This is a genomic window from Mesorhizobium sp. M0954 (assembly GCF_040319155.1).
GTDB lineage: Bacteria > Pseudomonadota > Alphaproteobacteria > Rhizobiales > Rhizobiaceae > Mesorhizobium.
In genome coordinates this window covers 17,168-31,131 of the sequence record NZ_JAMYNR010000029.1, presented here as the reverse complement: position 1 = coordinate 31,131, position 13,964 = coordinate 17,168, and the positions used below count along the sequence as shown (strand labels likewise).

The 13,964-nt window shown below is 62.4% G+C and carries 15 protein-coding genes; 6 read left to right on the top strand and 9 right to left on the bottom strand.

What is annotated here, in order from left to right:
• The first annotated feature begins 83 nt into the window (after positions 1–83).
• Positions 84–329, top strand: a complete 246-nt coding sequence (gene hfq, locus NKH93_RS27840; RefSeq protein ID WP_006202172.1) for an RNA chaperone Hfq — start codon at positions 84–86, stop codon at positions 327–329.
• Positions 330–1,721, top strand: a complete 1,392-nt coding sequence (gene hflX / locus NKH93_RS27835) for a GTPase HflX (RefSeq protein ID WP_352973660.1) — start codon at positions 330–332, stop codon at positions 1,719–1,721.
• Between the two features lie 6 nt (positions 1,722–1,727).
• Here hflX and mazG read toward each other — a convergent pair whose 3' ends face one another.
• Together mazG and NKH93_RS27825 are read right to left on the bottom strand one after the other, a co-directional pair.
• Positions 1,728–2,552 (bottom strand): nucleoside triphosphate pyrophosphohydrolase, encoded by an 825-nt coding sequence (gene mazG / locus NKH93_RS27830; protein ID WP_352973659.1) that lies wholly within the window; start codon positions 2,550–2,552, stop codon positions 1,728–1,730.
• Between the two features lie 136 nt (positions 2,553–2,688).
• Positions 2,689–3,873 (bottom strand): amino acid aminotransferase, encoded by a 1,185-nt coding sequence (locus NKH93_RS27825; protein WP_352973658.1) that lies wholly within the window; start codon positions 3,871–3,873, stop codon positions 2,689–2,691.
• A 218-nt stretch (positions 3,874–4,091) separates the two neighbouring features.
• Here NKH93_RS27825 and NKH93_RS27820 point away from each other — a divergent pair, with 218 nt between their 5' ends.
• The 4 genes from NKH93_RS27820 to NKH93_RS27805 are packed head-to-tail and all read left to right on the top strand — an operon-like array spanning position 4,092 to position 6,714.
• Positions 4,092–4,625, top strand: a complete 534-nt coding sequence (locus NKH93_RS27820) for a sigma-70 family RNA polymerase sigma factor (protein WP_502896504.1) — start codon at positions 4,092–4,094, stop codon at positions 4,623–4,625.
• A complete protein-coding gene (locus NKH93_RS27815) occupies positions 4,622–5,395 on the top strand; it encodes an anti-sigma factor family protein (RefSeq protein WP_352973657.1) in 774 nt (257 codons plus the stop codon). The genes NKH93_RS27820 and NKH93_RS27815 overlap by 4 nt, the downstream gene beginning before the upstream one ends.
• A 24-nt stretch (positions 5,396–5,419) precedes the next feature.
• Entirely contained in the window at positions 5,420–6,127 is a 708-nt protein-coding gene (locus NKH93_RS27810) for a Bax inhibitor-1/YccA family protein (protein WP_352448927.1), read from the top strand.
• Positions 6,128–6,159: 32 nt separating this feature from the next.
• Positions 6,160–6,714 carry a DUF2076 domain-containing protein gene (locus NKH93_RS27805; RefSeq protein WP_352973656.1) on the top strand — a complete coding sequence of 185 codons (555 nt, stop codon included), beginning with the start codon at positions 6,160–6,162 and terminating at the stop codon, positions 6,712–6,714.
• Positions 6,715–6,816: 102 nt separating this feature from the next.
• Here the strand turns inward: NKH93_RS27805 and NKH93_RS27800 are convergent, their stop codons facing one another.
• The 7 genes from NKH93_RS27800 to NKH93_RS27770 form a co-directional block, all read right to left on the bottom strand.
• Positions 6,817–7,407, bottom strand: a complete 591-nt coding sequence (locus tag NKH93_RS27800) for a hypothetical protein (protein ID WP_352778284.1) — start codon at positions 7,405–7,407, stop codon at positions 6,817–6,819.
• Between the two features lie 203 nt (positions 7,408–7,610).
• Positions 7,611–8,429, bottom strand: coding sequence for an MBL fold metallo-hydrolase (locus NKH93_RS27795; RefSeq protein ID WP_352973655.1), 819 nt, complete (start codon positions 8,427–8,429; stop codon positions 7,611–7,613).
• 3 nt (positions 8,430–8,432) lie between these two features.
• Entirely contained in the window at positions 8,433–9,227 is a 795-nt protein-coding gene (locus tag NKH93_RS27790) for a TatD family hydrolase (protein WP_352973654.1), read from the bottom strand.
• Positions 9,227–10,813 (bottom strand): methionine--tRNA ligase, encoded by a 1,587-nt coding sequence (metG, locus tag NKH93_RS27785; protein WP_352542029.1) that lies wholly within the window; start codon positions 10,811–10,813, stop codon positions 9,227–9,229. The genes NKH93_RS27790 and metG overlap by 1 nt, the downstream gene beginning before the upstream one ends.
• Before the next feature lie 122 nt (positions 10,814–10,935).
• Positions 10,936–11,991, bottom strand: a complete 1,056-nt coding sequence (locus NKH93_RS27780) for a DNA polymerase III subunit delta' (protein WP_352542015.1) — start codon at positions 11,989–11,991, stop codon at positions 10,936–10,938.
• Positions 11,988–12,662 (bottom strand): dTMP kinase, encoded by a 675-nt coding sequence (gene tmk, locus NKH93_RS27775; RefSeq protein ID WP_352448921.1) that lies wholly within the window; start codon positions 12,660–12,662, stop codon positions 11,988–11,990. The genes NKH93_RS27780 and tmk overlap by 4 nt, the downstream gene beginning before the upstream one ends.
• Positions 12,663–12,726: 64 nt before the next feature.
• Positions 12,727–13,887, bottom strand: coding sequence for a D-alanyl-D-alanine carboxypeptidase family protein (locus NKH93_RS27770; RefSeq protein ID WP_352973653.1), 1,161 nt, complete (start codon positions 13,885–13,887; stop codon positions 12,727–12,729).
• Positions 13,888–13,964: the final 77 nt, after the last annotated feature.

Below are 13,964 nucleotides of genomic sequence, written 5' to 3'. Positions count from 1 at the left end.
ATGGTGTTTGCGTGCTTGACATGTGCCGGCTAATTTGGCGCATTGGCCTGCAAACCGAAGGGGATCGGCGAAAGACAAGAACAATGGCGGAACGATCGCAAAATCTTCAGGACCTGTTCCTGAATTCAGTTCGCAAGAGCAAAAATCCACTCACCATCTTTCTCATCAACGGCGTGAAGCTGACCGGCGTGGTCACTTCGTTCGACAATTTCTGCGTTCTGCTGCGTCGCGACGGCCATTCCCAGCTTGTCTACAAGCACGCTATTTCCACGATCATGCCGAGCCAGCCGGTTCAGATGTTCGATGGTGAGGAAAGCCAGGGCGCCTGATTGGCACGTGAGAAAGACGCGGACCGCCGCGTTCGCGGAAAACCAGCACATCAGACCGGGACAGAGGCCAACGGCCCGACCCGGGCGGTGGTAATCGTGCCGGTGCTTACCCGGCAGCCGCGTGGCGACGACGACACCAACCGCCCCCGCCTGACCCGTTCCGCCGAGGCTCGTCGCGACGAGGCCGTCGGCCTCGCCAGCGCCATCGACCTCGACCTGGTCCACACGGCGGTGGTGACCGTCAACGATCCACGCCCGGCGACCTTGCTCGGCAGCGGCAAGGTGGCGGAGTTCGCTGAGATCGTCAAAGAGGGCCACGCGGAAGTGGTCATTGTCGATCATCCGCTGACCCCGGTACAGCAGCGCAACCTCGAAAAAGAGTTGAACGCCAAGGTGCTCGACCGCACCGGGCTGATCCTGGAGATTTTCGGCGAGCGCGCCCGCACCAAGGAAGGCACGCTGCAGGTCGATCTTGCCCATCTCAACTACCAGAAAGGCCGCCTTGTGCGGAGCTGGACCCACCTCGAGCGCCAGCGTGGCGGCGCCGGCTTTCTCGGCGGCCCTGGCGAGACCCAGATCGAGTCGGATCGGCGTGTGCTGCAGGACAAGATCACCAAGCTGAAGCACGAGCTCGAAACTGTGCGCCGCACCCGCGACCTGCACCGCGCCAAGCGCAAGAAGGTGCCATTTCCGGTGGTGGCGATCGTCGGCTACACCAATGCCGGCAAGTCGACTCTGTTCAACCGGCTGACTGGAGCAGGGGTGCTGGCCGAAGACATGCTGTTTGCCACGCTCGACCCGACGCTGCGCCGCGTGCGTCTGCCGCACGGCACGCCGATCATCCTTTCCGATACGGTCGGCTTCATTTCCGACCTGCCAACGCATCTGGTCGCGGCCTTCAGGGCGACGCTGGAGGAAGTGGTCGAGGCAGACCTCGTCATTCATCTGCGCGACATCTCCGATCCCGATACGGCCGCGCAGGCCGAAGATGTCGAGCGCATCCTTGCCGATCTCGGCGTCGATGCCCGCGATAGCAAGCGCGTCATCGAAGTATGGAACAAGATCGACCGGCTCGACGAGGGCAACCGGGCGCGGCTGCTTGCCGACGGTGCTGCCGGCAAGAAGGCACCGCCGATCGCCATATCGGCGGTGACCGGCGAGGGCATCGATGCGCTGAAGGCGATCATCGAGACGATGATGTCGGGCGAACTGGAGACGTTCACCGTCACACTCAAGCCTGACCAACTCGGCGTCGTCGACTGGCTTTACCGCAACGGCGACATCGTCTCGCGTGATGACAATGAGGATGGCAGCGTGACCATCGCGCTCAAGGCCACGCACAGCGCCCGGCAGGAGATCGAAAGCCGATTGCGCCGTCAAAACAATGGGTAGGGGCGTTTACTTCGCGCTTTTTGCCTGCTGCCAGAGCGCTTCCATCTCGTCCAGCGTTGCCTCTTCAAGGCTGTTTCCCGACGCTTGCAGCGTCCGCTCGACATAGTGGAAGCGCGACCGAAATTTTTCGTTGGTGCCGCTGAGTGCCGCTTCGGAATCAATTTTGAGGTGCCGGCCGAGATTGACGACCGCAAACAGCATGTCGCCGAACTCATCCTTGATCGGCGCGCTGTCGCCTTTGGCCAGCGCTTCGCGCAATTCGCCAATCTCCTCCTCGATCTTATCGAGGATCGGTGCCGCCTCGCTCCAGTCGAAGCCGACGCGGGCGGCCTTTTCCTGCAGCTTGAGCGCCCGGGTCAGCGCGGGCAGGGCGACCGGCACGCTGTCGAGAAAGCCCTTGCCATGGTCTTCCGGGTCGAGCCCACGGGCGAGGCGCGCACTGCGCTTCTCCGCCTTTTCCTCTGCCTTGATCTTTTCCCACATGCCCTTGGCCATGCTGGCGCTGCGCGCCTTGTCGTCGCCGAAGACATGGGGGTGGCGGCGGATCATTTTTGTGGTGATGGCCAGGACCACATCGCCGAATGAAAATTCGCCGGCCTCCTCGGCCATTTGCGCGTGGTAGACCACTTGCAGCAGGAGATCGCCGAGTTCATCCCGCAGATCGTCCAGATCGCCACGCGCAATGGCGTCCGCCACTTCGTAGGCTTCCTCGATCGTGTACGGCGCGATTGTCGAAAAGTCCTGCTCGATATCCCACGGGCAGCCGGTTTCCGGCGCCCGCAGCGCTGCCATGATCTCGATCAGTCGGGAAATGTCTTTCGAGGGTTTCATCTGGGAAACGCTATCCTGTACACGGCTGTGCGGCCAACGGCTTCAGCCGGTGAGGGCGCCTTGTCCACAGACGGGCCGCCAGACCATGATACGAAAGTGGAAGCCGGTTTCCGGAAGATCCTAGTTAGCAAAAGCATCAGTCGAGCACGGAGACTATCGCCTTGGCGAGCGCATCCATGCCGTCCTCGGGCAGGCCGGCAACGTTGATGCGGCTGTCGCCGACCATATAGATGGCATGCTCGGCGCGCAGCCGCTCGACTTGCGCTTCCGACAGGCCAAGCCGGGAAAACATGCCGCGATGGCTGGCGACGAAATCGAAACGGTCGGAGTTGGACTGCCGCCGCAGCGCCTCGGCGAACTGGACGCGCAGCCGCAGCATGCGCAGCCGCATCTCTTCAAGCTCTGCCTCCCAGTCGGAACGCAATGCGGGGTCTTCAAGCACGATGCGCACCGCCGCCGCGCCGTGGTCCGGCGGCATCGAATACATTGCGCGCGCCGCCGACAGCATCTGGCCCATCGCCAAATCCGCCTGCGCGCCACCTTTCGCCATGATCAGCGCTGCACCGACTCGGTCGCGATAGACGGCAAAGTTCTTCGAGCAGCTGGAGGCAACGACCATTTCCGGAACTTTTGCCGCCAGAAGGCGCAAGCCGGCGGCATCCGCATCAAGTCCCTCGCCAAAGCCCTGATAGGCGATGTCGACAAAGGGCAGCAGGCCGCGCTCAACGACAAGATCGGCAATGGCAGCCCATTGCGAGATGTCTAGATTGGCGCCTGTCGGGTTATGGCAGCAGCCATGCAACAATACGACGTCGCCAGGATTCGCGGTTCTCAATGCATTCAGCATGTCGTCGAAGCGAACCGCACCAGAAGCAGCGTCGAAATAGGGATATTCGCGTATCTGCAGGCCAGCGGCGCGCATCACCGGCATGTGGTTCGGCCATGTCGGATCCGACAGCCAGACCATCGCGTCGGTGCGGGTCCTTTTCAGCAGCTCTGCTACCAGCCGCAGCGCGCCGGAGCCGCCTGGCGCCTGCGCCGCACGAATGCGCGTCATGTCGGCGGCTGGGCCGAACACCAACTTGGCCATCGCCGCGTTGAAGGCGGTATCGCCGGCAAGGCCGAGATAGGTCTTGGTATCCTGGCCCTGCAACAGCCGCTTTTCGGCTTCGCGCACCGCGCGCATCACCGGCGTCTTGCCGTCGCGATCCTTATAGACGCCGACCCCAAGATCGACCTTGTCGGGACGCGGGTCGGCGCGATAGAGGCCGATCAAGGCCAGGATCTTGTCGGCAGGCGCGGGCTGGAGATTTTCGAACATCGATAAGGTTCCGTTGGCGGCGGAGTGATACGCAAACCGGCCGTGCTTTGCCAGCAGTTTCATATGCGCCAACTCGGCGCCGGTTTGCCTCGAAGGCGGCCGATACTATCTGGCGGGCGAGAGCGGGCCCGATATCTCCCAGGACGAGAACGCGGCGAGCCGTAAGAAAATTTCGGGGAGAGCGGGATTAACATCCCGACCTGCTCCGTAAACAGGACATGAAACGGCCGATGCCACGCTTCGATATTCTGGGACAGCTCGGTTCGCTGCGCCGCTATGCACGCTCGCTGACGCGCGACAGCGCCGATGCAGAGGATCTGGTGCATGATGCGCTGGTGCGTGCCTATGAGCGACGCGGCAGCTTCCGCTCCGGCGGAAATCTTCGCGTATGGCTGCTGTCGATCGTCCATAATGCATTCATCGACGGTCTGCGGTCCCGCAAATCCGAAGCAATGCGCATCGAACAGGCCGGCTATCTCGCCGAGGCGAATGTCCCGGCGCCGCAGGAACATTCGGTCCGTCTGGCGCAGGTGCGCGAAGCGTTTTTCGAATTGCCGGAGGAGCAGCGTTCGGCGTTGCATCTCGTCGCCATCGAGGGGCTTAGCTACAGCCAGGCCGCTGAGGTGAGTGGCGTGCCGCTTGGCACGCTGATGTCGCGCATCGGCAGGGCGCGTGCGGCCCTGCGCGAGATGGAGGACGCGGTGCCGGCACGCGCGAAAGGCCATCTGAAGATCGTCGGAGGTGGATCATGAACCAACTGCGCGATCCCGTCACCGACACTGATCTCGACGCCTATGTCGACGATCAGCTGGACGTGACTCGTCGCATCGAGGTCGAGGCGTTCCTTTCGGCCCGCCCGGACGCGGCCGCGCGGGTGATGTCCGACTTACGGATGCGTCACGAATTGCGCGTGGCGCTTGCCGGATCGAAAGGCATGGCGCGGCCCGCGACGGCCGATGCTGCACGGCGGCTGGAGCGGGGATTGGCGCGCGGCCGCGTCCTTGGTGCTTTGCAGCGAGCTGCGGCAGTTGCTGTCTTCGTCGCTGCCGGCTGGCTTGCGAACGGGCTCATCGGACCGATATCGGTGACGGAAGTCGTCGCTTCGACCCATCCGCCGGCCTATGTGGAGGATGCGGTCCGGGCGCACCGCACGACGCTCGTGCGCGAGGCGATGTCGTCGCAACCCGAAGCACCCGGCTACAATGCCGACGAAATCCGCGCCGCGACGGCGATCGTGATGCCATCGCTGCCACCGGACTGGACGGTCCGTGACGTGCAGATCTATCCATCGCAATTCGGACCGAGCGTCGAGATGGCTGTCGAGACGAAAGAGATGGGGCTGGTCTCGTTGTTCGCGATCAGGCCCGGAACATTCGACGTCGTCAAGCCGACCGTCGTTCCCTCGGGCGAAGTTTCCTCGGCTTATTTCCAGATCGGCGAGGTCGCCTACGCGGTCGTCGGACGCAGCGATGTCGGCGGTCTCGATCGCACGGCCGAAGCCCTCGCCAAAACGCTTTACTGATCGACCTGCAAGAAGGAGAACCACATGAACAATCTCGGATATATCGGGGCCGGAGCCCGAGCCGGAGCCGTCTACGATGAAGGCCTGCGCCGGCACATGCTGCGCGTCTATAACTATATGGGCCTTGGCCTCGTCGTTACGGGCGTGATCGCGTTCGTGGTGGCTTCCACGCCCGCTCTTTACGTGCCGATCTTCTCCACACCGCTGAAATGGGTGGTGATGCTGGCCCCGCTGGCCTTTGTGCTCTTGTTCTCGTTTCGGATGCAGGCGATGTCGGCAGCCGGCGCCCAGGCGATGTTCTGGGCATTCTGCGCGGTCATGGGCCTGTCGCTGGCTTCCGTGTTCCTGGTCTTTACCGGCACCAGCATCGCACGCACCTTCTTCATCGCCGCCACCATGTTCGGCGCGACCAGCCTTTACGGGTACACGACCAAACGCGACCTGACGCAGTTTTCGTCGTTCCTGATCATGGGCCTGATAGGCGTGGTGATCGCCAGCATCGTCAATATCTTCCTGGGCTCGACCGCGCTCCAATTCGCGATCTCTGTGATCGGCATCGCCGTCTTCATCGGCCTCACCGCCTGGGATACCCAGACGATCAAAGAGCAGTATGCGGAAAACTTCGGCGCGGAATCACAGCAGAAACTCGCTGTCTTCGGTGCATTCTCGCTCTATCTGAACTTCATCAACATCTTCCAACTGCTGTTGAACTTCACCGGCGAGCGCGAATAGCCGGCGTTGAACCAAGACCGGAGTTGGACATCATGGACAGAAACGATCAGCAAGCGATCGGACAGCCCTTCGAGAAGTTGGCAAGCGCCGAGCGCCAGGCGCCCCGGCGCGATGCCGAAGCAGAGCGCTTCATCCAGGACCAGATCACCCAGCAGCCTGGGGCGCCATATTACATGGCCCAGACGATCGTGGTGCAGGAGCAGGCCCTGAACGCAGCTCAGGCGCGCATAGAAGAACTGGAGGAGCAGGCGCGGCAGCCGGCCGGCGGTGGACCGCTCAGCGGCTTCTTCGGCCGCAGCGGCGGCAGGCGCTCAGGCTCGGTGCCGCGGGTAGGGCGCACCGCCTCCGTTGCAACTGAAGGGCCGCAGGACACGCCACAGCGGGCAGGCGGCGGTTTTCTTGCCGGCGCCGCGCAGACCGCGATGGGCGTGGCGGGCGGCGTGCTGCTCGGCAACGCGATCGCCGGCGTGTTTGGCGGCAGCGAAGCGAAGGCAGCTGAACAGCCGACGCCGCAGCCGGACGAAGCCGATCAGGCAGGCGATGCCAGCTCCGACAATGGCGGTGACTTCGGTGATATGGAGTTCTGATGAGCGACCCAGACTGTGCCTGTACCGGCGCTGGGGACGATTGCGGGTAAGCATAGGCGAGATGGCGAGGGCAACATCCGGGAAGCGAGCCCTCGCCGGCGGCTAATAACCCAGGCGCTTCAGTTCAGCCTTGACCGCTGCGATCGTCTTGAAGCGGAAGTGCTTCGTTGTGCCGTCGCGCCAATGGCAGTCGCATGTGGCGTCGAACTTCCGGCTCGCTTTCAATTGAGTCAGCGCCTTCTGGCCTGGCTTGGGGCCATCGAAGATGCGAACTTCGTAGAGCGTCCCTTCGACATCGTAGTGCATCTGAGCCCAGGAAAGTATCACGATCAGTTCCTTTGCCGGGTCGTGGTCGGCGTTGGCGAGGCCGAGCGCGATGTCCGGTGTGTCGCCCTCTTGTTCACCGAGCGTGACCTGGATTGCGCGATATCTGTTGTCAGCTAGCCGTTGCAGCGCGACGAGCGGGCGTTCCGGATAGTCCTCGGCGGTCTGGTAATCGACGAAGAGTGTCTGGAGGCCGTTCCAGCTCACGGCTGTGGTGTGCGGATCAGCATTGTCGGCGAACCCAACAACACGTTTGGCGAAAGCCAGGTCGTTCTCGCCTGGCGTACGACTGACATCCTGAGCTCGCGCATCGGTGAGCGCGCAGGCGAGGGTGAGGGCAAGACCTGCAAGCAGCGGAAGCGTCTTCATGATTCGCAATCCTAGCATGCCCGTTGCCCCACAGCGCTGTTGCGAACGTCTACGAGTGACCGGCCTGATCTCGCCGCCATCGGATGCTATAGGCGTAGTCGCATAAGATAGATTATGGAACTGGCATGGCCGATTGGATGTGACGTGAAGCTAGCACCTCGCGAGATCCAACTCGGGAACCCAGGCCATAAAATCTTGGTCTTTCACGCTGATTCGTAAGGGATTTCGATCGTCATGCCGTCATAAGCAGGCTCGACGTTGGCCGGCGTCTCGGCCATTACCGTGGCGTAGTCGAGCGGAACATGCATATGCGTCAGCACCGCGTTCTTCGGCGCCAGTCCTTCGATCCAGCCAAGCGCCTGGCCAAGCGACAGATGGCTCGGATGGACGGTGTATTGCAGCGCGTCGATGACCAGCATGTCCAGCCCGCGCAAACGCTTGGCGGTCGCCTCCGGAAAGTCGCTGACGTCAGGGCAATAAGCCAGCCCGCCGATGCGGAAACCCAGCGAGGTGATGTCGCCATGGAGCTGCAGCAGCGGTTCGAGGGTGAGGGCGCCGCCCTCGCCTTCGATCACCACCGGCCTGTGGTGGTCGATGATATGGGCATTGACGATCGGCGGATACGAACTGCCTTTCGGTGTTTCGAAACAGTAGTGGAACGCCTCGCGTAGGCGCAGCATGGTGGCCTGATCGGCATGGATGTCGATCCGGTGGCGCTGCTCGAGCACGAAGCCGCGCAAATCGTCGATGCCGTGGATATGGTCGGCATGCGGATGTGTATAGACCACCGCATCGATGCGCTTGACGGATGCCAGCAGCATCTGCTCGCGGAAATCCGGGCCGGTGTCGATGACGACCGTGGTCCGGGCGCCACTCGCCGCGATCCGCTCGACAAGCGCTGCGGTGCGCGTGCGCCGGTTCCGGGGGTTCGCGGGATCGCAATTGCCCCAGTCGCCGGTGATGCGTGGCGTGCCCGGCGATGAGCCGCAGCCGAGGACGGTAAGACGTAACCGGTCGCTCATGCGTCAGGCGCCCGTCGCGCTCGGGCGCGGCATTTTCCTGAACAGCCGGATGAAGTTATCCGTGGTGATGTCAGCGATCTCGGCATCGCTGACGCCGATCGTCTCGGCCAGCACCTTGGCTGTATGCGCGACATAGGCGGGCTCATTGCGCTTGCCGCGAAACGGGATCGGCGCCAGGTATGGCGCGTCGGTTTCGACCAGCAGACGGTCGCGCGGCACATCGGCGGCGACGGCGCGCAGCTCGGCGGAGTTCTTGAAGGTCAGGATTCCGGAAAACGAGACGTACCCGCCGAGCGCCACGCCGATCTCGGCCAGCCGGCGTCCCGACGAAAAACAGTGCAGGATGAAGGGGAAGGCGCCCTTCCCTGTTTCTTCTTCGAGGATATTAGCCATGTCGTCGTCGGCGTCGCGCGAATGGATGACCAGCGGCAGACCGGTCACGCGCGCCGCGGCGATGTGGGTGCGAAAGCCCTGCGCCTGTGCGTCGCGCGGCGCATGATCGTAGAAATAGTCGAGTCCGGCCTCGCCGATCGCCACCACTTTGCGATGAGCAGAGAGCCGCACCAGATCATCGACACTGACGTCAAGCTCTTCGGCCGCATTATGCGGATGGGTGCCGACCGAGCAATAGACCTCATCGAAAGTCTCTGCAATCTCAAGCACTTGGTTAAATCGCTTCACCGTCGTCGAGATCGTCACCATTCGGCCGATGCCGGCCGCTAGGGCGCGGGCGACGATGGCCGCCCGCTCTTCGGCGAAATCCGGAAAGTCGAGATGGCAGTGACTGTCGACCAGCATCAGGCGCTTGTACCCGTTTGCTCGACATAGCGTGGAAATACCGGTTCCGGCGCCGGCAGCGGCGTACCGGATACCAGCGAATGGCCTTCCGCGACATGCTCGAAATTACGGCTGCCGGCCGGCACCGCCAAAAGGTCTAGCAGCTTTGCCGCCGACTGCGGAATGAAGGGCTGGCACAGCAACCCGACACGCCGGATCACCTCAGCGGTCGTCCACAGTACCGTTTCCATGCGCGCCGGATCGGTCTTCTTCAGTGCCCATGGCTCCTGCCCGGCGAAATAGCGGTTGGCTTCGGCCACCACGCCAAAGATCGCCGCCAGAGCAAAGTGGATGCCCTGGTCGGCCATCGTCCTGCGCGCCGTGACAAGGGCGGTATCTGCCTGATCGAGGATCGCTTTGTCGGCATTGCTCAATTCGCCGCGCTTAGGCACCACGCCGCCGCAGTTCTTGGCGATCATGGACAGCGAGCGCTGCGCCAGATTGCCGAGATCGTTGGCGAGGTCGGCATTGGTGCGGTTGACGATTGCATCATGGCTGTAGCTGCCGTCCTGGCCGAACGGCACTTCGCGCATGAAGAAATAGCGCACTTGGTCGAGGCCGTAGTGCTCGATCATCGCGAACGGGTCGACGACATTGCCGACCGACTTCGACATCTTCTCGCCACGGTTGAACAGAAAACCATGCGCAAACACGCGCTTCGGCAATTCGATGCCGGCCGACATCAGGAATGCCGGCCAGTAGACCGCGTGGAAGCGGATGATATCCTTGCCGATGACGTGGACGTTCGCCGGCCAGAAAGACCATCTCTCATTGGTCGGATCCGGATAACCGGCGGCGGTGATGTAATTGGTTAGGGCATCGACCCAGACATACATCACATGCTTCTCATCGCCGGGCACCGGCACGCCCCATTTGAATGTGGTGCGCGAGATCGACAGATCCTTCAGGCCGGATTTGACAAAGCTGATGATTTCATTGCGCCGCTCCGCCGGTCCGACGAACTCGGGGCTGTTCTCATAGAGCGCGAGCAGTCTGTCCTGATAGGCGGAAAGGCGGAAGAAATAGCTCTCTTCCTCGGTCCATTCGACAGGCGAGCCGAGCGGTTCGCGGCGCACGCCGTCGTCACCGACCTTGGTTTCGGCCTCGTCGAAATAGGCTTCCTGCCGCACCGAATACCAGCCACTGTAGCGGTCGAGGTAGATGTCGCCATTCTCAGCCATGCGCGTCCAGATCGCCTGGCAGGCCTTGTAATGACGCTCTTCGGTGGTGCGGATGAAAACGTCGTTCGAGCAACCGGTCGCTTCGAGCATCGAGCGGAAGATCGCCGAGTTGCGATCGGCAAGCGCTTTCGGCGTCAGGCCTTCGGCGTCCGCCGTCTGCTGCATCTTCAAACCGTGCTCGTCGGTTCCCGAGACGAAGAAGACGTCCTTGCCATCGAGCCGCTGGAAGCGGGCCAGCGTGTCGCTGGCGATGACATTGTAGGCATGGCCGATATGCGGCTTGCCGTTCGGATAGAAAATCGGCGTCGTGACGTAGTATTTTTCGCGTGCCATGGATGAGCCGTCATGAATGTCTGAATGAAAGATGTCGCGGTGAGATATCGCATCGAAACGGCAATTGCCATCCGACGCCAATGTGGTGGCTTCGAAGTTCCTGCGATTGATTGGGAATCAATACTCAGGGGCTTCAAAAGCCACGCCAGCGGCCGTCACATTCGCATTGCAGAATTCAGGCGGTCGATCATGGTCAGGGCGTGCTGCTTTTTGTCGAGGTTGTAGGTCTCGGTTTCAGATATAGCGTTCAAAGCCGCGTGCCAAGTATCCGACAGCGTTTTGGCTCGCGCGAGATCGCCGACGAGCGCGGCCTGGCTGGCGCCGGCCGACAGCAGATCAAGCGCACGGCGATTGAATATCTCGAACGGGATCGCCTGGTCGCGGCCGGCGACCGCCTCGGCAAGACGGTAGGCCGCCGCGACATCTAACTTCTTGGACATCACCAGAGCGTCGAGGGTGGCGGCGATTTCGAGCCCGCCATACTGCGTCAACAGGATCGCATTGCGCGCGCTGCCCCCTGACCGCTCCGCCAGCGCCGCGCGCGCCGCAGGATCCTCCGGTGGAGGCGGCTCGATGCCCTCCAGAACCGTCATCAAGCTCTCGGCATCGAGCGGCGCCAACCGCACCATCTGGCAGCGCGACCTGATCGTCGGCAGCAGACTGCCCGGCGCATGGACGATGAGGATGAATAAGGTGCGCGCGGGTGGCTCTTCAAGATTCTTCAGCAAGGCATTGGCAGCATTGGTGTTCATGTCGTCGGCGGGATCGACGATAACCACCCGGTAGCTGCCGTCGTGCGAGGTCAGCGACAGAAAACGGCTGACCTTGCGGATTTCGTCGACCGTGACCACTGTCTTGAAGCTCTTGGTCTTGTCGTTCGCCGGGCGTGTAAGATGCAGCACCGAAGGATGCGCGCCGGTGGCGATCTGTCGAAACAGCGACGAAGCCGGATCTGGAACGGCAAGGCTTTCCGGCGCCTGCTCGAAGGCCGGGTGCTTCAACAGATGATGCGCCAGGTGAAAGGCCAGCGTCGCCTTGCCGATGCCAACCGGTCCGGCAAAGATCAGTGCGTGCGGCAGCTTTCCCGAGCGGTAAGCGGTGGCGAGCATGTTGGCCGCCTGCAGGTGACCGACAAGACGCGGCGTCTCGGATGGCTCGGGCACCCCGTCCAGCGTGTCGTGCTGTTCGGGCGCGATGCGTTCGAAAATCATGCTGGCGCCGCCTGCCTTCTTTGCGCCGGCATCATCCTCTCGAGAGCCGCGAAGACCGCGGCGGTAACGACATCCTCCACCGCATCTAGGTCGGCTGAGGCATCGACGACAACGCAGCGTTCGGGTTCAGCTGAGGCGATCGCGAGAAACGCCTCGCGCCGGCGTTGGTGGATGGCCAATGTTTCTTTCTCGAAGCGGTCCGGTCCGTCACTGCTGCCCCGCCGGGCGGTAGCGCGCCTCAGGCCCTCGGCGGGGTCGATGTCGAAGATCAGTGTCATGTCCGGCACCATGCCGTTGATGGCGACCTTCTCCAATGCGTCCATGAATGCCGGGTCGAGGCCGCCGGTGACGCCCTGGTAGACGCGCGAGGAATCCATGAAACGATCGCAAAGTACGACCGAACCGCGCTCGACTGCCGGCCGGATGACCTGTTCGACATGGTCGGAACGCGCAGCGGCGAAAAGCAGAGCTTCCATCTTGGGGCCGAACGGCTCGGCTGCGCCTGAAAGCAGGACATGCCTGACCGCCTCCGCGCCCGGCGAGCCACCCGGCTCACGTGTCACCAGCACATCGTATTTCTTGGCGCGCATCTTCTTTGCCAGCCGCTCGATCTGCGTCGACTTGCCTGCTCCTTCGCCGCCTTCAAAAGTGATGAAAAATCCGCGCGCCAAAGCCTTTGTCCATACTTCGGGGACCGTATAGTCCCGGCGGAAAAAAAGGTCCACCGCGACGGTGCTAACGCAGCCAGCCGACGGCCAGTTCCTTGGCGGCGTCGAGCGCGCGCTGCGGAAGCGAACCGACACCGATCGACTCGGCGGCAAACAGCGGCGTCTCCTGGCTCAGCGTATCGCCGATCCAGACGCGCAGCGTACCCACCGGCTGCCCCTCCTCCACCGGCGCTGCCACCGGTCCGTCATAGACGATCCTGGCGGTGAGCTTGTCGCGGTTGGTGATCGGCAGGAAGATCTGCACCGGTCCTTTTGCCTTTAACGCGACACCGGACTTGGCACCGCCAAAGACCTGGGCTTCGCCAACCACTTCGTCCTTGGCGAATACTTCAGTCTTCTCGAAGGAGCGAACGCCCCAGTCGAGCAGCTTTCGCGCTTCCTCAGCCCGCTCACGGTCGTTTGCCAGACCGCTCATCGCCGCGATCACCCTTGTGCCGTTGTGGCTGACCGAGCCGACAATGCCGAACCCGGATTGCTCGCTGGCACCGACCGCGAGCCCGTCGGCGCCTATGTCCATGGCCAGTAGCGGATTGCGGTTCCTCTGGGAAATCTTGTTCCAGGTAAAATCCTTCTGGCCGTAATAGCGGTAGAGATCCGGGTAGTTGCGCCAGATATGCAGCGCCAGAAGCGCGAGTTCGCGAACGCTCGTTTGCTGCCCATCGGCCGGCAGACCGGTGGAATTGACGAAAGTCGATTTCTGCAAGCCGATCTGGCGGGCACGCCCGGTCATCTGCGCCGCGAAATTTGCTTCGGACCCGGCCATCCCTTCAGCGATGACGATACAGCCGTCATTGGCCGCCTGCACGGTCACGCCCTGGATCAGGTCTTCCAGCCGGATCGTCGACTTGAGCTTGGCGAACATGGTCGATGTCCCCGAAGGAGCGCCGCCTTTGCGCCAGGCGTTCTCGCTCACCACGAAGGTGTCATCGAGCGTCATGCGCCCTGATTTGATGGCGTCGAAAGCCACTTCCATCGTCATCAGCTTGGCCAGCGAGGCCGGAGGGATCAACCTGTCGGCGTCCTTGGAAAACAGCACGGTTCCGGTTTCGGCATCGATCATGAAGGCCTGGGCGGCCTTGGTCTCGAAAAGCTGAGCTGAGGCCTGCGCAAGCGAGAGCAGCAGCAGGCCGAGCGCCACAAGCCCGGTGAAAAGGTGAAAAGATTTCATCAGGTTCGACCAATGAGCCGGCGCTTTTGCAAGTTGGCAGAAGCTATCAGGCTTTTGCCTGGCGGATCAATCGCGCG